Source organism: Paenisporosarcina sp. NPDC076907, assembly GCF_050269735.1.
In the GTDB taxonomy this organism is placed as follows: domain Bacteria; phylum Bacillota; class Bacilli; order Bacillales_A; family Planococcaceae; genus Paenisporosarcina.
In genome coordinates this window covers 14,855-34,034 of record NZ_JBNNIX010000009.1, presented here as the reverse complement: position 1 = coordinate 34,034, position 19,180 = coordinate 14,855, and the positions used below count along the sequence as shown (strand labels likewise).

Sequence of the window (19,180 nt, the reverse complement as noted above, 5' to 3'; positions counted from 1 at the left end):
ACAGTAGATTATTAATTAATATACTATAGAAAAAAACAAGTTCGTATATTTTACACTCAATCTAAAAAGAATGTGGTCGGCTATTTCTTTCGCTTTCCGCGGACGAAACGCCAGCCTCCTCGGCTCTGCCTGCGGGGTCTAGCTAGTTCCGTTTTTTCCGCAGGAGTCTTCAGAAATAACCGACCACTTTACTACTTTAGAGAAACATATACTAAGCGGTTTCTGATGATTGGAGTGAAGGTGGCGACTTCAGCGGGAACAGCGCGAGCTGAAGGCCCCGGAAGAACGCAGTGATGAGGAGACTGAAGCCGTGCCCGCGAAACGCGTCCGCCGCAAAGGAAATCAACAAATTATTGCATAAACTCATATTCAATAGTACGCAGTTATATTCACTCATTTTATGGTTTGTTTACAGTCTAAAGCCCACATGGATGATTTCCATGTGGGCTTTAGATTATTTCCAAAAGTCGTCAAAGACAGTTATCGGCAAATGGCGTTTATGTTGAGAACGTAAATAGTAGTTTTCTAATTTTTCCCGTGGTTCGGAAGGAATCTCTTTGCCTTCCAAATAATCATCTATTTGATCATATGTTATGCCAAGTGCAATCTCATCCGGTAATGCCGGTCGATCTTCTTCCAAATCAGCCGTTGGAATCTTTGTATACAGATGTTCAGGACTATCCAAAGCCTTTAACATTTGCTTACCTTGACGTTTATTTAGTCTGAATAACGGAACTAAGTCTGCCCCACCATCTCCAAATTTCGTATAAAAACCAGTGATAGCTTCAGCTGCGTGGTCTGTCCCAAGAACGACTGCCGAATGCATGGCAGCGATAGAATACTGAACTTTCATTCTCTCTCGTGCTTTTTCATTGCCTTTGGCAAAATCAGAAAGCGTGATTCCGGAAGCATCTAGTGCACGCTTGCTGGCATCGACTGCGTCTTTTATATTTACGGTATAAATTTTTGAGGGTTGAATGAAATTCAGTGCATCTTGACAATCATCTTCATCAAACTGTACGCCGTATGGCAAACGTACAGCAATGAAAGAATAAGTGTCAGCTCCCGCTTTTTCATTTAGCTCATTTACGGCCATTTGTGCAAGTTTGCCGGTAAGCGTTGAGTCCTGTCCGCCTGAAATCCCTAGCACCATACCTTTTAGGAATGAATGCTTTTTAAGATAGCTCTTCATAAAATCAATCGATGTCCGAATCTCTTCTTGGGGGTCAATCGATGGTTTCACTTTCATTTCTTCTATAATAGTCTGTTGTAAGTTTGTCATGACAGCGCCTCCTCAAGTGTAATGCATGCGGTCGACCATTTCTTGAACTTCCTGGATATTCCGCATCTTGTTATCCCAACATTTCTGACTTAAATCCACTGGATATTCTTCTGGATTTAATGAACGTTTATACTCGTCCCAAAGCAGTTCCAAATTCGTATTCGCATAATCGCGCATTTCAAACAAAGTTGGATTCGTATAGATTACTTGTCCTTTTTCGATGACTTTTGTATGGAGATCTTTCGCATCAAAGTTTGTTACAAATTTAGATACAAATGTGTGGACGGGGTGGAACATTTTCAATCGCTGTTCATGTGTTGGATCTTCATCAAACATCGTGATGTAATCCCCTTCTGCTTTACCATTTTCACGATCAATAATGCGGTATAACTTTTTACGGCCCGGCGTTGTAACTTTTTCAGTAGTAGAAGAAATTTTGATTGTATCTTCCATTACGCCTTCATCGCTTTCAATGGATACGATTTTGTAAACCGCTCCTAGAGCCGGTTGATCGTAGGCGGTGATTAACTTTGTCCCGATTCCCCACATATCCACTTTTGCGCCTTGAGCTTTCAAGTTCAAAATTGTATATTCATCCAAATCATTCGATACAACAATTTTCGCTTCCGTGAATCCGGCTTCATCAAGCATTCTGCGAGCCTCTTTAGAAAGAAAGGCAATATCACCGCTATCTAAACGGATGCCAATGAAGTTAATTTTATCGCCGAGCTCTTTTGCTACTTGAATAGCGGTCGGAACACCAATCTTCAACGTGTTGTAGGTATCTACAAGAAACACACAATCTTTATGGCGTTTTGCATACGAGTGGAAAGCTTCATATTCGCTCTTGTACGCTTGTACAAGTGAATGCGCATGAGTTCCGGCCACAGGAATGCCAAACTTTTTACCTGCACGGACATTACTCGTTGCTTCCAGGCCACCGATGACCGCAGCACGGGCGCCCCAGATTGCGGCATCCATCTCCTGTGCTCGGCGTGTACCGAATTCCATCACTGTATCCGTTTTCACAATCTGTTTAATACGACTTGCTTTTGTTGCAATTAACGTTTGATAATTCACGATGTTTAAAAGTGCCGTCTCAATCAGTTGCGCTTCCACAAGTGGCGCCTCAATGCGAATGATTGGCTCATTAGCAAAAACAAGTTCACCTTCCACCATGGAATATACGTCCCCTGTAAAACGGACTTCGCGTAAATAACTAATAAAATCTTCTTTGTATCCAAGCTCTTCCTGCAAATACGTTAAATCACTATCCGAGAAACGGAATTCCCGAAGAAAGTCCAAAACGCGTTCGAGTCCTGCAAAAATGGCATATCCATTTCCAAAAGGCAATTTGCGGAAAAATAGCTCAAATACTGCTTTTCTATTATGTACACCGTCAGCCCAGTAAGCTTCCGCCATATTGATTTGATATAAGTCTGTATGTAACGCAAGTCCATCATCGGCATATTTTGAAGTCATCATAAAACCTTCTTCCACGATCATAATTGTCCTTAGTATACACCATTTACCCCAAATCTTATCTTTCCTAACAAAAACGCAAACCAATTGTAACACTGGTTTGCGTTGATCGTTTATGTACCCATTTTTCTGCGTGTATTGCTCACTTTTTTAGTTTGTTGACTTTGCAATTTCTTAGCAGATTGCGTTGCATTTCCTTTGGCATTGTTATCATTTGATTGATTTTTCTTAGCTTCCAGCTGCTTTTGCATCGCTTCTTTTAACGACATTTTTTTCTTTGGTGCTTCTTGTTGATTCGTTTCTTTATTTTCTGTCATATAGATTCCTCCTTCGGAGACATAAAATTGGTCTTTGCTTCTCTTCATTATACTCGATTTTCAGTGCCTACTGGAAATTTTCTCTTGCTATTTTCATAATTCCCATCAGTTGTCACGATTGAAACCCCTTATCTTCTTTTTACTGCCTGTTATGCTTACAATTTGATACAAGGAGGTTGTTCATACTGAGAGGAAGAAAATTTGATTGGCTGCCAGTTATCTTAATATCTTTGATTGTGCAGTTTATCATCCTGCAGTTTTTACTGTTCATTGAATTTAAGTTATTGCCTGAAATGTCATATGAATTACTCGTAAAAATCAATTTTTTCATTATAGCGGTTAGCGGCGGATTAGTGGCGATACGTTATTATATTAAATCATCCCCACATATAGGTGGTATTTGCGGAGCACTCTTTATCGTTTTAAGTGAACTTTACAGCCGCCATTTTTCAGTTGATTTAACCTTCATCTTTGTCATTCTTATTGCCTATCTTTCGGGCTACATCGGCTCAATTTTACAAACAAACAATAGCTTTTTTAAACGGATTGGTTAACAGCATCCAACATACCTATTAAAAGCCTTTCACAAGTTCACTGAACTCATGACAGGCTTTTTATCTGTCTTTCAACTCCAAAATAATTGGACAATGGTCGCTTCCGAGAGTTTGAGGATGAATATATGAATCTTTAAGTTTGTTTTGTAGTCGATTCGAAGCGATGAAATAATCAATTCTCCATCCGATATTTCTTTCCCTTACTTTGCTCATGTATGACCACCACGTATAGGCTCCTTCTGTACTTGGATAGAAGTAACGGAATGTATCGGTGAAACCTTCCTGGAGCAGCGCATTCACTTTGCCTCGTTCTTCTATTGTAAAACCTGAGTTCCCTCTATTTGTTTTGGCGTTTTTCAAATCGATATCTTCGTGAGCCACATTTAAATCTCCGCACATAATTACTGGTTTGATTTGATCCAGTTGCTTTAAATAGGACCGCATTTCATCCTCCCACTCCAAGCGATAAGGAAGTCTTGTTAAATCTCGCTTGGCATTCGGCGTATAGATGTTAACTAAGTAAAACTGTTCATATTCCAAGGTCAAAATTCTTCCCTCTGCTTCTTCACTCATGTCCCCTACTCCATATTTGACGGAAAGTGGCTTAATCTTTGTAAAAACGGCTGTACCGGAATAGCCTTTCTTTGTTGCATAATTCCAGTATTGTTCGTAACCCTCCAGATGCAATTCAATTTGACCGACCTGCAATTTTGTCTCTTGCAGACAAAAAATATCAGCATTTTCCTGTTGAAAATACTTGAGAAACCCTTTTTTTACACACGCACGAATGCCATTCACATTCCACGAAATTATTTTCATCTATGTAACTCCTTTTATACTCTAAGTCTATGAATTACTATATCAAACACTTCAGCGATCTCAAAAAAGACAGAAAGAAAACACCTTCAGAATTCCAGAACATTTAGTGGGCTTCCGAAGATGTTTTCTATTGTTCACAAAGATTTTAACCAGTTTTTTTCTCTCTTTTGCTTAACATCTGACCGATTTTAGGAGCCATTTGGAATAACAACATTCCGATTAAAGCCGCTATCAAGATATACATGCCGGAAAAAATCTGGATGACACCTGTTGCCAACCCGGCAATGATAACGGAGAATTCTCCTCTTGGTGTTAAAGCTAACCCTGTTTCAAACGACTCTCGTTTGTCCAGCCCATACCACTGACCTCCGAGGTAGCCAATAAGTATTTTGGACAAAATCGACCAAAAGACAACCGTAATCAATAGGCCGATCGCCGGAACTTCATCAGTGAATTTCAGGGTAAGACCAAAATTCAAGAAGAAGAATGGCAAGAACAAGTTCCTTACCGGCAGTGCTACTTCTTGAACTTTGTCTCTAAAGCTTGTTTCGGCAAGCATAATCCCTGCCAGGAAAGCGCCAATAACTTCAGATAAATCTAGGTAGAGGGCAAATCCACCATAGGTAATCGCTACCCCGAGTACAAATAAGACGAAATAATCCTCGTCAATGAAGCGTTTAATTAAATCATGTGCTTTTTTGAATACGACTTTTCCTATAAATAATGCCCCTGCTACAAGCAGTGCAATTTTCAGGATAATCAGTACAAAATCGAGTCCTGTAAGTCCATCGCCACTCAAGGCAATCAATACAGTAATTAAAATGGGTGTAATAAGATCTTCAAATATTAAAAAAGATAAAATGAATCCTGATTCTTTATTATCCAATTTATTTTTGTGTTCGAGCAACTTGACTGTTATTGATGAGCTAGTTGCGTAAACAAGACCTGCAATTAATAGAGAGGTGTAGATATCGTGACCAAAAAACTGGCAAATGGCAAATGTAACACCGATGCCGAGAACCACATCGAGCGCACTGGCTTTCCAGACTTTCTTGCCTTTTTTTCCAAGCTCACGGAACGTGAATTTCATCCCAAGCAAGAAAAACAAGACAATCAGACCAATCTCCCCCGCCACTTTAAAAACATCAGTATCGCCAAAATAATTCGTAAAAGATAAAGCTGCTCCTAACAAAATAAAAATGACGATATCTGGTATGCGTAATAATTTGATTCCTACAAATGCAACAACAAACAATACAAACAAAATCAATCCTATGCCTAAAGGCAAATTCATTTCCTTTTCACACACCTCTCTATCTTGATAAAACATTATCTATATCCTTGCATACCCTATTCAAGGGTTTCTCATACCATTACGATAGACCTTAACTCTCTGTGTCTTCTGTAACAATATCTTTAAAAAAGGTGATGAAGGAGTGTATTTCTCACTCTTTCATCACCTGAATGGATAAATCCTTTACTTAATTATTCTGCATCGTCTTCATCTTCGTATTCTTTAAAAGCAGCTGATACTTTATCAAATTCCTCGTCACTCTCAATCAGAGATAATTGCTCATCGTCCTCGACTCTTAAGAAGAATACATCAATATCCCCTTCAGAATCTTCATCGATTTCATCAGCAAATGCGACTGCTGCATATTCCACTTCATCAATCGTTAATGTTCCGAGTACTTCAATTTCTTGCTCTTGATCGTTTTCATCCATTAATGTAAAAATGTCGCCCACTTCAATTTTTTCCATGGTGTATTCTCCTCCTATTATTAAATCGCTTGATCGATACTACGGATTAGTCTGTTTTCTACATCGGTCGCTATTTCAGTAAGTTTCTCGTTATTGGCTAGATCAATAAGAGTTGTGGGTTTAGGTAAGCCGATTTTCGTTTTACCCGCATCTTCATACACCACAATCTTACATGGCAAAAAGTAGCCAATGACTTTATCTTCTTTTAAAACTCGATCTGCTTCTTTCGGGTTACAAACTTCAAGTACACGGTATGGAGAATCAAAATCCATTCCTTTTTCTTGTAACTTCGCCGTTAAATCAAAGTCTCAAAGAACACCAAATTGTTCTTCTTTCAGTGTAGTCTCTAGAGCATTTATTGTCTCGTCAATAGACTTATCTGTTTCAACTGTATAATGAAAACTCATTCGTATCGCTCCCTTGAAAATTGATTTAAGAAACGGTTTACATTCTATTTGTATACCCATAAATGCGAAAAAAAACACGAAACCCTTGCCGGGATTTCGTGTTAACTATTTATGAAGTATCCATCATTCACTTATTTCGTTACCGTTATTGGCCCATTATCTGTCCGCAACGTTATTAGATACTTACCTTTGCCATATTTCACAAAGTTATCTTTATCGCCAAAAATGGTCACTTTTCCATTATCCGTTTTTGCGTCAATCGTTGCATTTTCTGGTTCCGATTCAGTTTTAACTGTGATACTGCCGTTATCTGTTGCTAAATCAATTGGCCATTCCAGTTTTTTTGTAATCAATGAAATTTGCCCATTATCTGTTTCGCCTTTAATTTTCCCTTTAATATCTTCCAAAACAATTTTGCCATTATCACTTTCAACATGAACGTTCTTGGCTAGCACTTTCTTTACTTGTATCTGACCATTGTCCGTCTCGAGCATTATCCCTTCGGACTGTATATTTTCTACACTGATCCGTCCATTGTCACTCTCTACATGGAGATTTTTATATTGTTTCTCAGGCACGTTGACTGCCAGTTTCAAGTCACTTGAATTAAAACCGAACGAAAAGAAAAATCGACGTTTCTGTTTCAGTTGAACGAAAAGTGTATCTCCTTTTACATCTACATTAAAAATGTATTTGTGCTTTTTATTAGCACCTGTATATTCAACAGTTGCTTCTGAACTTTTAGTTGGCACAATTACCACTTCGGCATTATTAGTCGTCACTTCAATGTTTGTAAAGGCGTCTTGAATAAGTTTAGTATCGTCGTTTTGTCCATAGACTTTCATGGAATTGAACATATATGTTACTCCACCTGCTACCCCAAGCAATAGTACTACTGAAATGACTAATTTGTTTTTCCAAATCATATTCTGTCCGCCCCATTCTCTTTATCATGTATTAACCGTAACCTATAAGAATTCATTGCTGTTTCGCCGAGTTGATCCAGTAGATTGTAATTAGCAAATGCACCAACTACGGCTCCAATGCCAGGTAGCATCTGGAACATTTTCACTAAATCGATGTAATCCCGGTATTCCTGTTGAAATTCCCGCCAGTCCATATCAGCGACCAGAGATTTCTGTTTCTCCCAATTTTCGATGATGTTTAAAGTCTCTTTTCTTTTTTCCTCGCTTGAAAAGGCCAATAGAAATATATGCAGGATAAAAATTCGTTCTTCTGGATCATTGGTATCAAACCCATACACAGTGGCTGCTTCAAAAAGAAATTTCATTTTAATCGATAACAGTAATGGAAAGTCGGCCATGCCAAGAAGGATGCCCCCTGCTCCAGTTCCCGCTCCTTCAATTGTTGCCGTTTTTCTGAAAGTGGACAGCTTTTGCTTAAATAGTTCGTCTCGCTCATAAAGACTCAAATCCGTTGGGTACTTTTTTCTCGTCGTTATGTTGGATCCGGCAAGTGTGGCTTTCACCATGTTTTTTATGCTTTCAGTCATCACATTATGAAACTTTTCTGGAAGAAGACCATTGAATTTCGTCTGTGCATTTTTAGAAACACGGCTTATGAGACCCGATTTTCTGCTCATTTTCTGCTTCCATATTTTGAGTTCTTGTTCGATCTTCATCGTATAATCAACCATATTTTCTTCCCTTTCTGTACACTTTAAGTTTAGTCATTTTCCAAAGCTTTCATAATGGACCTCGGAAGTGTTTATTTCTACGTCTCGAGACGTAGTAGCCGGTGAAGAGTTAGGGTCGCTGTACTATACATATGATGAAAAATCGAGAAAAGAAGGACCCCTCCCCTAGATGAATAAATGCAGCCAAATAACGCATACTATATGGATAGAAAATAAAAAGGAGATTTAACATGTTATTTAGATATTTTAAGGATTCTTCTGGCGAATATTTAGGAATTAGAGAAGAATACGTCTATTACGTCTTCATTCCAGCTAATTCAAATAAAGAAGAAATAATCACGTTATTTGAGTATGCGAAGGATACAATTGAAGATCATTATCTAGAAAATAAAGAAGAAATCCATCAAATGAAAATTTATTTAGATGAAGACCCACGTATACTCGACAGAATAAATGCAATTAAAAATTATCACAGCCTGTTTTCCATCAGCCATGAAAAATTCCTTTCTTCATTCCCAGGTTCATCAACAATTTAACGGAAGAACATGTGCTGACAGTTCCACATAAGGTGAGCTTCCTTACGTTCCTGAATAAATGCACAAAAAAATGGCCTTGGATTGTCCAAGAGCCATCTTTTTGTGTATTTATTATTGAGACAATACTAGTGAGTAAAGTCGTAACCAAGCAGACCAAAATAAATAATGGACATGCAACCGAACTTTACTCTTATGATTATGCTGACCGTCCCTTATCCTCTATGTTTTATAGCTAGACCCTTTAAGAAATTGCGGGCGAATTTATCCCCACACTCTTTATAATTCTTGTGACCTTCTTTTCTTAATAAAGCACCTAACTCGGCTTTTGTTACCGTGATACCTGTGCTATCAAAAATTTCAAGCATATCTTCACTAGTTAATTCCAGTGCAATTTTCAATTTCTTCAGTAGAAGGTTATTTACTCTTTCACCAGTAATTGCCGGTCTTTCAGGTTGTCCAGGTTTCGGATCTTGTTTTCCTCTTTTAAAAGTAACAAAGCCATTTAAAAAAGATTCCATCATGACGTTGTCGCATTTGATATTTTCTTCATCATAGTTGTCATAATCAATTTCATCAAAATCGTCTTTAGATTTTGTAAGGATCAGCAGGATTTCTTCTTTTGAAAACTCCATGCCACCCAGTTTAAAGATCTCTATCATATCTTTATTTTTTATATCCAGAGCATATCTTAATCTGATTAAAATATCATTATTATCCATTAATAAACCTCCTATTACATTGCCTATACTATACGATTTGAACAATCGATTTCATCCTTATGATAGCACAAAACCTTGAATTTAATTCAACAGCTCCGTATACCAACGGATGTTGTGTAATTCTAGTAACAAATATATACTTAAACAGATATCTGAATAATAAGATTTTATAAGGAGGAAATATGAAACTAGGCGCATTTTCTGTAAGTTTAACTGTAAAAGACATTCATAAATCAAAAGCATTTTATGAAGACCTGGGCTTTCAAGTTTTAGGCGGGGAAATTACTCAAAATTGGTTGATTATGAAGAATGAAAGTTGCGTCATCGGATTATTCCAGGGAATGTTTGAGAAGAACATTCTTACGTTTAATCCCGGTTGGAGTCAAAATGCGGAGAATCTCAATTCGTTTACTGATATTCGAGACCTTCAAAAGCAACTTAAAGCAAAAGGAATGACCATGCTGACTGAAGCAGATGAATCAACTGAAGGTCCTGCAAGTTTTACAATTGAAGATCCAGATGGCAACCCGATTCTGGTGGATCAACACGTATAACGAACTGATAATCAAAAGAGCTGAACATATGAAAGAGCGAAGTAAGGTGACAATGTCACCAAGCTTCGCTCTTTTTTTGGGCATTCTTGCACATAAAATGACCAAAAGGATGTTGGTAAAAGGATGACAATATATGCAAAACAAGGTCCTACTTTGATAAACTTTATTTACTGTTTATACTAAGTACTGCATAGTTCGGACATAACTCTCTTATAAATAAATGCGATTTAAAAGAATGATTTACGATAACATAACGGAGAAATGAGGTTAGAAAGATGATACGAATCGGCGTTGTCGGTACTAACTGGATTACAGAAAGATTACTTGAAGCAGCAAGTACGGTTGAGGATTTTAAACTAACAGCCGTTTATTCTCGAACAAGTGAGAAGGCTGAGGAATTCGCAAGCAAATACGGGATAACAAAAATTTTTACAAACTTAGAAGAAATGGCAGCTAGTGAAGAAATAGATGCGGTTTATATTGCTACTCCTAATTCATTACACGCAGAACAAGCCATTTTATTTTTGCAGAATGCCAAACATGTTTTATGTGAAAAGCCCCTGGCTGCTAATGCAACAGAAGTAGCGAGGATGATACAAACAGCAAAAGATCATAATGTCCTTTTAATGGAAGCAATGAAATCAACATTACTTCCAAACTTCAAGATCATACAAAATAACTTACACAAAATCGGTCCTATCCGTAGATACTTCGCAAGCTATTGTCAGTATTCATCACGTTATGATAAATACAAAGAAGGAATAGTCTTGAACGCCTTCGATCCTAAATTTGCAAACGGCTCATTAATGGATCTGGGGGTTTATTGTTTGTATCCGCTTATCACATTATTTGGTGAACCAAAAGAAGTGAAAGCAACGGGTCTTATGCTTGATTCTGGCGTGGACGGTGAAGGGAGTGTTCTTTTAAAATACGATGATAAAGATGCGGTTGTCATGTACTCCAAAATAACGAACTCTTTTTTACCAAGCGAAATTCAAGGTGAAAACGGCAGTATGATAATTGATAAGATCCATACGGCTGAAAAAGTAGACATTCATTACAATGACGGCACGATCGAACCATTGACAGTCGAACAATCTCATCCTGCAATGTACTATGAAGTAAAAGAATTTATTGATTTGATTAACCAAACTAAAACGGAATCATCTATTAACTCATTTGAAAACTCATACACGACAATGCAAGTGTTGGATCAAGTACGAAAAGAAATAGGGCTTGTCTTTCCAAATGACCCTAAATAAAGCACTGATTGCCAAACGAGATGGGATTCAGAGTAACAAGTCTTAATATTGATTATTTCATAACCACACTCGCAGGTTCTAAGATGAACTTCTCTATCACATGGAGTACACCATCTTCATTATTCGAAAGTGAGATATAGTCAGCACGATTTTTTAATTCCATTACTGCATTGCCCATCGCTACACCTAAGCCTGCCGTTGTAACAAGTTCGAGATCATTGTGGTTGTCACCTATCCCGATGATTTCTGAACGCTCAATGCCAAGCATTTTCGCTAGGTGTAGCAGGGCACTCCCTTTGTTTGCTTCTGGGTGGGTTACTTCCAAATAGTGTTTTTTGGATTTCGCGATGTGAGCACGCTCTCCAAACACTGTTTGTAATTCATCTTGTAAGGTATTAAGGTAATCAGGTTCGTCAATAAAGAGAACTTTCGTAAATCCATTTTTGGCCAGCTTATCGAGATTTGGTTCTATTTGATACGGTACTTGAGAAGCTTCGCAATAAGTAATCAGCTTTTCATTTTCCGATGCACTATAAAGGATGTCATCTTGATACACCTGCAGATGTATGTTTTTCTCATTTGCAATCTTCACTAACTTTTGTGCAATATCTGGAGGAATAAGACGCTCGTACATCACTTCTTTTTCATTAATATCTTTGATTATTGCACCCTGATAAGTAATTAGCGGGACATTGATATCTAACTGCTGTGCAATCATCTTTGCTGACGGAAACATCCGACCAGTAGCAATCGTTACAATCGTGCCAATTCCTACCGCTTTCTGAATGGCAGAGACTGTAGCAGGTGAAATCAATAATTCGTCTGTTAGTAACGTCCCATCAAGGTCGATCGCAATCAATTTATACATACACTTTCTCCTTGTAGACACGTTTTAATTTGCAAAGTCTTTCAAGTCTATCTTAGCCCTTCAAATAGCAACACTCTCGCAGGTGAGCCATCTGTTCCCACGATTTTGAGTGGTGCAGCAACCATAAAATATTCACCTTGCTCGATTTCTTTTAAACGAAGTCCTTCTATGATGATGATGTTATTTGCAAACAACGTTTTATGCGTTGGGTGCCCTTCCTGACTTCTTTCGATTCCAAGAGTGTCTATCCCTATCCCTCTTACACCGATCTCAGAAAGATATTCCGCACCATCATGTGTAAGGTAAATAAAATCAAAATTGAATGTCTCTTCAAATGAATTTTTTGTTTTAAGTAAAACAAAATCACCCTTTTGAATATCAAAACTCTCTAAATCCTTTTTTGAAATTCCATCTTCTACTTGTGTTAAATCAAAAACTTTACTTTGCCCTACAAGATCTTCCATCGAAATCGTTTCAAACGTATCCCCATCGACAACCATGTGAAGTGGTGCATCGATATGTGTACCTGTGTGTACATCGATTTCTAAACGTGTTTCGGTCACATATCCATTTGTTACTTGATTGAATTTTGGTTGTTTCTCTGGTTTATCTTTATAAACGGTCATTCCTTCATGAATCGTCCCTGTCACATCATACATTTTCATTTGTTATCAACCTTTCCATTGTCCAATTAGTTCTCAATCTATATGTTATCCTCGCATGTTTTTCTGTAAGTTGTCTAGTGAAACTGCTTAGGCTCAATAGGTATAAATAAAGGAGATATTCTTCGGATAAATCTTTTTAGAGCAATGATCGCCATGTATGCTTATCGTACCTTTCGCACGAAGGGAGCGATAACCCTCTCTTTAAATCTCTTATTAACAGCATCCTTCACCTGCTTTTCCCTCCTCTCCCCTGTTACAACAACGAACTGAACCGTTTTTTTACACAATGATTACAAAGTGCATACTTACATTAATTGAATTCGTTCAGTATACTGAGAACTGTTGCGATTATCAGTCAAGGTTTAAACAAATACTGATTGTAAAAGTAGGAGTGAATACAATATGGTGAAAGTAAATGCCTCAGAAGGATTTTACGTGAAAGATCGTTTAATTGAATTCAAAGAGAAATGGTTCATGGAAGACATGACCTTTGTTTTATTTGGAGCTACAGGAGATTTAGCACAACGAAAACTATTTCCTGCTTTATATAATTTATTTTTAGATGGTAAATTACCTAATAATATTTCAATCGTCGGCTTAGGCAGAAGTGAGAGTTCTAATGAAGAGTTCCAGTCGAAAGTAGAAAATTCCCTTCATGCATTCTCCAGAAGAGCTGTTCAACCTTCTAGTTTGCAAGATTTTTTATCCAAGTTTCGGTACTGTGCATTTGATGCGACACACGAAGAGTCCTACCAACAATTGCAAGCACTCATTGAAAGCCGTGAAAACGAGTTAGATATCCCTGGAAATAGAGTATTCTATTTGTCGGTTGCACCATCTCTCGTTGAAGTTATTACATCAAATCTACATACAAGTGGAATCAGTCAACCCGAAGGATGGAAACGTCTTATTGTTGAAAAACCATTTGGAAGTGATTTAGAATCATCACAACAATTAAATATGAAATTGAGCAAAACTTTTAATGAAGAAGAAATCTACAGAATTGACCACTACTTAGGAAAACCAATGGTCCAAAATCTAGAAACGTTAGTATTAGCCAATCCTGCGCTCGAATCATTGTTAGATCATAAACAAATTGCAAATGTTCAAATTACAGCCAGTGAAACGGTTGGGGTAGAAGGTCGAGCTGGTTATTACGATAAGGCAGGCGCGATTCGTGATATGGTTCAAAACCACCTTCTTCAGTTGGTTATGATGACAGCCATATACCTTCCAAAGAAAATAACGGCAGAAGAAATTCGTGCTAAAAAGATGGAAATTATTGAATCACTCCGACCCATTTCGAAAGAAAATGTCTATCAAAATGTTGTTCGAGGTCAGTATGAATCCGGAGAGATTCTAAAAGCTCCCGTAGTTAGCTATAAAGATGAGCAAGGAGTTCATGATTCCTCAAAAAATGATACGTATTTCGCAGCACGCTTATATATCGATAGTCCATCATGGGATGGCATTCCTTTTTATATACGTACAGGAAAACGAATGAATCAAAAATCTACACGCATTGTTTTCGAGTTTAAAAACAAATTGGAAGAATCCGATGGCGAAGGAATCACTCCAAATTTATTGATTCTCGAAATTAGTCCGAATGAAAGCATTTCTTTACAGGTGAACATGAAAGATCTTTCCAGTAATCGTTTTGAACCTGTTTGCATTAACTTCTCAACCAATTCGAAAGGCCAACCAGAGGCATATGAACTTCTTCTGTTTGATGCCATGCTCGGTAATGCAGCATTCTTTGCGCATTGGAAAGAAGTAGAATTATCATGGAAGTGGATCCAACCGATTTTAGAAGCATTCCAGGAGGATCTCTTACCTTTAGCTTCTTACTCTGCTGGCTCAAGCGGTCCTGAAGAAGCAAATCAACTTCTACTATCCGATCAATTTAAGTGGTGGTAGAAAAATATCATTCAAAAGGAGTTTTAAAATATGACAGTTTCATTTGATTCCACCAATGTTTTATCATTTATGAAAAGTAGTGAGCTTGAAAATATAAGTGAATTTGTCAAACAAGCTCATCATCAAATTCACCAACAGACAGGCCCAGGATCTGATTATTTAGGATGGGTTGACTGGCCAATTAACTACGATAAAGAAGAATTTGACAGAGTAAAGCTAGCTGCTACACGAATTCAACAACAGTCAGATGCGTTAATCGTTATTGGTATTGGCGGCTCTTATTTAGGCTCCAAGGCAGCCATAGAGGCTTTGTCTCACACTTTCCATAACCAAATCAAAGGCAATACGGAAGTTTATTTTGCTGGACATAATATCAGCTCGACATACATCGAACATTTACTCCAGGTATTAGAAGGAAAAGACGTTTCTATTAATGTGATTTCCAAGTCAGGTACAACGACAGAACCTGCTCTAGCATTCCGTATTTTCCGCAATTTTATGGAGAAAAAGTATGGGAAAGAAGAAGCACGAAATCGAATTTATGTGACGACCGATCAAAGCAAAGGTGCGCTTCGTAAACTTGCGGGCGAAGAAGGGTACGAAACATTTGTTATTCCAGACGACATTGGTGGGCGTTATTCAGTTCTGACACCTGTAGGTTTACTTCCAATGGCAGTAGCCGGACTGAACATTGACCAAGTGATGGATGGAGCAAAAGCTGCCTATCACAAATACAATGATCCTAATCTTGCGACCAATGCAAGTTACCAATATGCCGCAGTAAGAAATATTTTCTATAATAAAGGGAAATCAGTTGAATTGTTTGTAAGCTATGAGCCAGGCCTACACTTTGTGGCGGAATGGTGGAAACAACTTTTCGGAGAAAGTGAAGGAAAGGATGAAAAAGGCCTCTTTCCTGCTTCCGTTAACTTCTCAACCGATTTACATTCGATGGGCCAGTATGTACAAGAAGGGCGTCGTCTTTTCTTTGAAACTGTTCTAGAGATAAAACATTCTTCAGTTGAACGAATCATTGAAGAAGATCCAGACAATATTGACGGTTTGAATTTCCTAACAGGAAAAACTATGGATGAAGTAAACAAAAAAGCAGCCCTCGGAACTACCCTTGCACACATTGATGGAGGAGTTCCAAATTTACTGATTGAACTTGACGAACTCAATGAATTCACATTTGGCGAAATGGTTTATTTCTTCGAAAAAGCTTGCGCAATTAGCGGAACTTTACTCGGTGTCAATCCATTTGACCAGCCTGGTGTGGAAGCTTACAAAAAGAATATGTTTGCATTACTTGGCAAAGATGGTTTTGAAAAAGAAAAAGAGGAACTAGAAAATCGACTATCCATATTAGATTAAATAATGCATAGGAATGAGGTAAGAATATGATAAAACAACAAATCGGCGTTGTTGGTTTAGGCGTGATGGGCTTGAATCTTGCGCTGAATATGGAAAGCAAGGGCTTTTCGGTATCTGTCTATGATTACTGGACAGATCGAACAGAGGAATTATCTAAGAATGAAGCGAAAGATAAAAATATTCACGGTACTTACAGCATCGAGGACTTCGTCACTTCTTTAGAAACTCCACGCAAAATATTATTGATGGTTAAGGCAGGAGATACAACTGATTCGGTCATTGATTCTCTTATCCCTCACCTTCAACACGGCGATATTATTATGGATGGCGGAAATTCATTCTTTGAAGACACGAATAGACGTACAGCAACCTTAAAAGAATTAGGTTTACATTTCATCGGTGCCGGAATTTCCGGGGGAGAAGAAGGAGCTCGTAAAGGCCCATCGATTATGCCTGGGGGGTCGAAAGAAGCTTATGAACAAGTTGAACCAATTCTTAATGCAATTTCAGCGAAAGTAGATGGTACTCCGTGTAGTACCTACATGGGAGCTGATGGAGCAGGTCATTATGTGAAAATGGTTCATAATGGAATCGAATACGGGGATATGCAACTAATCTCTGAAGCGTATTTCATCATGAAACATGCTCTTGGTCTGTCAGCGCAGGAATTGCATGAAATATTTTCTGAGTGGAACAAAGGAGAACTTGATAGCTACCTGATCGAAATCACTGCGGATATTTTCACAAAGATCGATGAGGAAACTGGAAATCCACTCGTTGATCAGATTTTAGATGTAGCTGGTCAAAAAGGGACTGGGAAATGGACAAGTCAAAGTGCACTGGATTTAGGTGTTTCTCTTCCAATCGTTACAGAGTCCGTATTTGCTAGATTTATTTCTTCTGTTAAGGAAGAGCGTATTGCAGCAAGTAAAATTTTGAAAGGTCCTGAGTCGAATCTGTATGCAGGAGATAAAACTGCATTGATTGAAGCGATTCGTAAAGCTTTATATATGAGTAAAATTTGTTCATATGCCCAAGGGTTTGCACAAATGCGTGCAGCATCCGAAGAGTATAGCTGGAACATTCCTTACGGAGACGTAGCGATGATTTTCCGCGGAGGTTGTATCATTCGTGCTCAGTTCTTACAAAAGATTAAAGAAGCTTTTGACCAGAACAGCGACTTGCCTAACCTTTTAGTTGATCCGTACTTCCAAGAAATCGTAGGAGAATATCAAAGTTCCCTTCGCGAGGTTCTAGGCTTGGCAATTCAACAAGGTATTCCAACGCCTGCTTTCTCAAGTGCACTGGCTTACTATGATAGCTATCGTACAGAAACGTTGCCAGCTAACCTGATTCAAGCACAGCGCGATTACTTTGGCGCACATACGTATCAGCGTTTAGACAAAGATGGCTCGTTCCATACTGAATGGACAGCTAAATAACAGAAACAAAAACAAAAAGCATCAGTTGCTGAAACAAGTCGTTTCGGTATCTGGTGCTTTTTCATGTCTTTTGAAATTTCAATTGCACGAAAAAATCGGGACGTATATTTCTACTTTCATTTCTCATACTGAAAAAAAGGAGTGATATCTATGGCGAAACGAACTAAGAAAAATGATGCAGAACAGAAGAATAAACAAGGCTTTGACTCCAGTAAAACAGACTCAGAATTCTCCAAAGAATTTAGCAGTGGCAGTGCAAATGCTAATCGAGCGAAAAAAGAAAAGGCGAAAAAAGAAAAAGCATCCAAAAACCAAGGGGAATGGAAAGGGATGCATTAATTGTTTTTTGAGAATACCCCTGCGCTTTACTTAATCTACAGGATGAGGATAGCACTAAAAAAGAAACCCTCTTAAAAAGGGATTTCTTTTTTGGTGGCAAGATTATTTTTAACATCAGATATAATTGAATTTCCCTCTGTGATTATCATATAAAGCATTAGAATCGCTAAAACAATGAACATTAATCCTATAATTACATAAATAATTTTCGTTATAATTTTCCCCATATTATTTGGAAGTATTGAATTTACAATGATAACAAATATACCAAATATTAATGGTCCTAAATTAGTAAGAATGTTATTAAATCCAAATTTATTTGGCTTTAAGATTATTTTTTCAACTTCCTTTACAAACTTCCCATTAATCATTGAAATTCCTAATAGCCCTATCGAAAGAGAAAGTAAAGGGGCCATAATATAAAAAAATATAGCAATAAACATTTCTTTCCACCTCTAAACAATTATAACAAATCGCTACCAAGAAACGGATACTAACATAGTATGCGCTTTTAGACATTTAATTAGATACGTAAAAAACATAAAAACGACCAGATTTTTTTATCTGGTCGTCTTTTTTTTAAGATTCTAATGTTAAATCCTCTGTTTATCTGTCCACTCATTGTAATACTGTAATGGTTCTTGTTGAACTTACTTGTCTTTTAGTGTCTTTTGCATTCACATATAATTTAATTTTTGCCTTCTGCTTCGGTATATACACTTTATAAATTCCTGCGGCATTGGCATTTGCTGTATATACCTTCGTTCCGATTTTCACTGTGACAATAGCACTCTTCTCTGATTTTCCTGTCACGGTTGTTGAAGACGATTTTACCGGGTTAACACTTGGCATATCCGGTGCGACTTTTGTTACTTTCGTTGTTCTAGCTGCACTTACATTTCCTACCTTATCTTTTGCTGTAACCGATATGCTCGTGCTCGCGTTTTGCACAGGAATTGCAACTTCATAATTACCGGATGCATCCGCTTTTTTACTGTATGCTTTGCCTGCTATTGTAAATGTCACGGTTGCATTTGCTTCTGTCTTTCCTGTCGCTTTCGTCGCCTTGTTATTTACCATGTTCACACTTGGCATATCCGGTGCGACTTTTGTTACTTTCGTTGTTCTCGCTGCACTTACATTTCCTACCTTATCTTTTGCTGTAACCGATATGCTCGTGCTCGCGTTTTGCACAGGAATTGCAACTTCATAATTACCGGATGCA

Annotated in this window: 21 protein-coding genes and 1 pseudogene; 8 read left to right on the top strand and 14 right to left on the bottom strand. The window is 37.8% G+C overall.

Features of this window, described 5'->3' with window-relative positions:
- Nucleotides 1-454: 454 nt before the first annotated feature.
- The 3 genes from nadE to ACQKEV_RS17285 form a co-directional block, all read right to left on the bottom strand.
- Entirely contained in the window at nt 455-1,282 is an 828-nt protein-coding gene (nadE, locus tag ACQKEV_RS17295) for an ammonia-dependent NAD(+) synthetase (protein ID WP_427448064.1), read from the bottom strand.
- 12 nt (nt 1,283-1,294) lie between these two features.
- Nucleotides 1,295-2,764, bottom strand: coding sequence for a nicotinate phosphoribosyltransferase (locus ACQKEV_RS17290; RefSeq protein WP_427448065.1), 1,470 nt, complete (start codon nt 2,762-2,764; stop codon nt 1,295-1,297).
- A gap of 113 nt (nt 2,765-2,877) precedes the next feature.
- Nucleotides 2,878-3,081, bottom strand: coding sequence for a hypothetical protein (locus ACQKEV_RS17285; RefSeq protein ID WP_427448067.1), 204 nt, complete (start codon nt 3,079-3,081; stop codon nt 2,878-2,880).
- A gap of 176 nt (nt 3,082-3,257) precedes the next feature.
- Between ACQKEV_RS17285 and ACQKEV_RS17280 the strand changes: the two genes are divergently transcribed.
- Nucleotides 3,258-3,635, top strand: coding sequence for a hypothetical protein (locus ACQKEV_RS17280; RefSeq protein WP_427448068.1), 378 nt, complete (start codon nt 3,258-3,260; stop codon nt 3,633-3,635).
- A gap of 60 nt (nt 3,636-3,695) precedes the next feature.
- Here ACQKEV_RS17280 and ACQKEV_RS17275 read toward each other — a convergent pair whose 3' ends face one another.
- The 6 genes and pseudogenes from ACQKEV_RS17275 to ACQKEV_RS17250 form a co-directional block, all read right to left on the bottom strand.
- Entirely contained in the window at nt 3,696-4,454 is a 759-nt protein-coding gene (locus tag ACQKEV_RS17275) for an exodeoxyribonuclease III (RefSeq protein WP_427448069.1), read from the bottom strand.
- A gap of 145 nt (nt 4,455-4,599) precedes the next feature.
- The gene (locus ACQKEV_RS17270) at nt 4,600-5,784 is read right to left on the bottom strand and encodes a cation:proton antiporter (protein WP_427448071.1); all 1,185 of its coding nucleotides are present in this window, start codon (nt 5,782-5,784) and stop codon (nt 4,600-4,602) included.
- 155 nt (nt 5,785-5,939) lie between these two features.
- Nucleotides 5,940-6,215, bottom strand: a complete 276-nt coding sequence (locus ACQKEV_RS17265) for a DUF1292 domain-containing protein (RefSeq protein WP_269927608.1) — start codon at nt 6,213-6,215, stop codon at nt 5,940-5,942.
- Nucleotides 6,216-6,235: 20 nt separating this feature from the next.
- Nucleotides 6,236-6,622 (bottom strand): annotated as a pseudogene (locus tag ACQKEV_RS17260) (DUF302 domain-containing protein).
- Between the two features lie 131 nt (nt 6,623-6,753).
- Nucleotides 6,754-7,548, bottom strand: a complete 795-nt coding sequence (locus ACQKEV_RS17255) for a DUF4097 family beta strand repeat-containing protein (RefSeq protein WP_427448074.1) — start codon at nt 7,546-7,548, stop codon at nt 6,754-6,756.
- Nucleotides 7,545-8,279 (bottom strand): EcsC family protein, encoded by a 735-nt coding sequence (locus tag ACQKEV_RS17250; RefSeq protein ID WP_427448076.1) that lies wholly within the window; start codon nt 8,277-8,279, stop codon nt 7,545-7,547. Before ACQKEV_RS17250 ends, ACQKEV_RS17255 begins: the two co-directional genes overlap by 4 nt.
- A gap of 230 nt (nt 8,280-8,509) precedes the next feature.
- Between ACQKEV_RS17250 and ACQKEV_RS17245 the strand changes: the two genes are divergently transcribed.
- Nucleotides 8,510-8,815, top strand: a complete 306-nt coding sequence (locus ACQKEV_RS17245) for a hypothetical protein (protein WP_427448077.1) — start codon at nt 8,510-8,512, stop codon at nt 8,813-8,815.
- 212 nt (nt 8,816-9,027) lie between these two features.
- Here the strand turns inward: ACQKEV_RS17245 and ACQKEV_RS17240 are convergent, their stop codons facing one another.
- Nucleotides 9,028-9,534, bottom strand: coding sequence for a DUF1456 family protein (locus ACQKEV_RS17240; protein WP_427448079.1), 507 nt, complete (start codon nt 9,532-9,534; stop codon nt 9,028-9,030).
- 182 nt (nt 9,535-9,716) lie between these two features.
- On the opposite strand from ACQKEV_RS17240, the gene ACQKEV_RS17235 reads away from it, so the two are divergent.
- Both ACQKEV_RS17235 and ACQKEV_RS17230 read left to right on the top strand, forming a co-directional pair.
- On the top strand, nt 9,717-10,088 hold the full coding sequence (locus ACQKEV_RS17235) for a VOC family protein (RefSeq protein ID WP_427448081.1): 372 nt from the start codon (nt 9,717-9,719) through the stop codon (nt 10,086-10,088).
- Between the two features lie 275 nt (nt 10,089-10,363).
- Nucleotides 10,364-11,350 carry a Gfo/Idh/MocA family protein gene (locus ACQKEV_RS17230; RefSeq protein ID WP_427448083.1) on the top strand — a complete coding sequence of 329 codons (987 nt, stop codon included), beginning with the start codon at nt 10,364-10,366 and terminating at the stop codon, nt 11,348-11,350.
- Nucleotides 11,351-11,402: 52 nt separating this feature from the next.
- Here ACQKEV_RS17230 and ACQKEV_RS17225 read toward each other — a convergent pair whose 3' ends face one another.
- On the bottom strand, nt 11,403-12,218 hold the full coding sequence (locus tag ACQKEV_RS17225; RefSeq protein ID WP_427448085.1) for a Cof-type HAD-IIB family hydrolase: 816 nt from the start codon (nt 12,216-12,218) through the stop codon (nt 11,403-11,405).
- A gap of 47 nt (nt 12,219-12,265) precedes the next feature.
- Entirely contained in the window at nt 12,266-12,883 is a 618-nt protein-coding gene (locus ACQKEV_RS17220) for a cyclase family protein (protein WP_427448086.1), read from the bottom strand.
- Between the two features lie 474 nt (nt 12,884-13,357).
- Here ACQKEV_RS17220 and zwf point away from each other — a divergent pair, with 474 nt between their 5' ends.
- The 4 genes from zwf to ACQKEV_RS17200 all read left to right on the top strand — a co-directional run bounded on the left by zwf (nt 13,358) and on the right by ACQKEV_RS17200 (nt 17,955).
- Nucleotides 13,358-14,800 (top strand): glucose-6-phosphate dehydrogenase, encoded by a 1,443-nt coding sequence (zwf, locus tag ACQKEV_RS17215; RefSeq protein WP_427448115.1) that lies wholly within the window; start codon nt 13,358-13,360, stop codon nt 14,798-14,800.
- Between the two features lie 30 nt (nt 14,801-14,830).
- Complete coding sequence (locus tag ACQKEV_RS17210; protein WP_427448088.1) at nt 14,831-16,174, top strand: glucose-6-phosphate isomerase; 1,344 nt, start codon at nt 14,831-14,833, stop codon at nt 16,172-16,174.
- Between the two features lie 26 nt (nt 16,175-16,200).
- Nucleotides 16,201-17,616 carry an NADP-dependent phosphogluconate dehydrogenase gene (gene gndA / locus ACQKEV_RS17205; protein ID WP_427448089.1) on the top strand — a complete coding sequence of 472 codons (1,416 nt, stop codon included), beginning with the start codon at nt 16,201-16,203 and terminating at the stop codon, nt 17,614-17,616.
- Between the two features lie 150 nt (nt 17,617-17,766).
- Nucleotides 17,767-17,955, top strand: a complete 189-nt coding sequence (locus ACQKEV_RS17200; RefSeq protein WP_427448091.1) for a hypothetical protein — start codon at nt 17,767-17,769, stop codon at nt 17,953-17,955.
- Nucleotides 17,956-18,026: 71 nt separating this feature from the next.
- Here ACQKEV_RS17200 and ACQKEV_RS17195 read toward each other — a convergent pair whose 3' ends face one another.
- On the bottom strand, nt 18,027-18,398 hold the full coding sequence (locus ACQKEV_RS17195; RefSeq protein WP_427448093.1) for a hypothetical protein: 372 nt from the start codon (nt 18,396-18,398) through the stop codon (nt 18,027-18,029).
- Between the two features lie 175 nt (nt 18,399-18,573).
- Nucleotides 18,574-19,180 (bottom strand): Ig-like domain-containing protein (locus tag ACQKEV_RS17190; protein WP_427457996.1); only part of this gene is annotated, 607 nt, incomplete at its 5' end.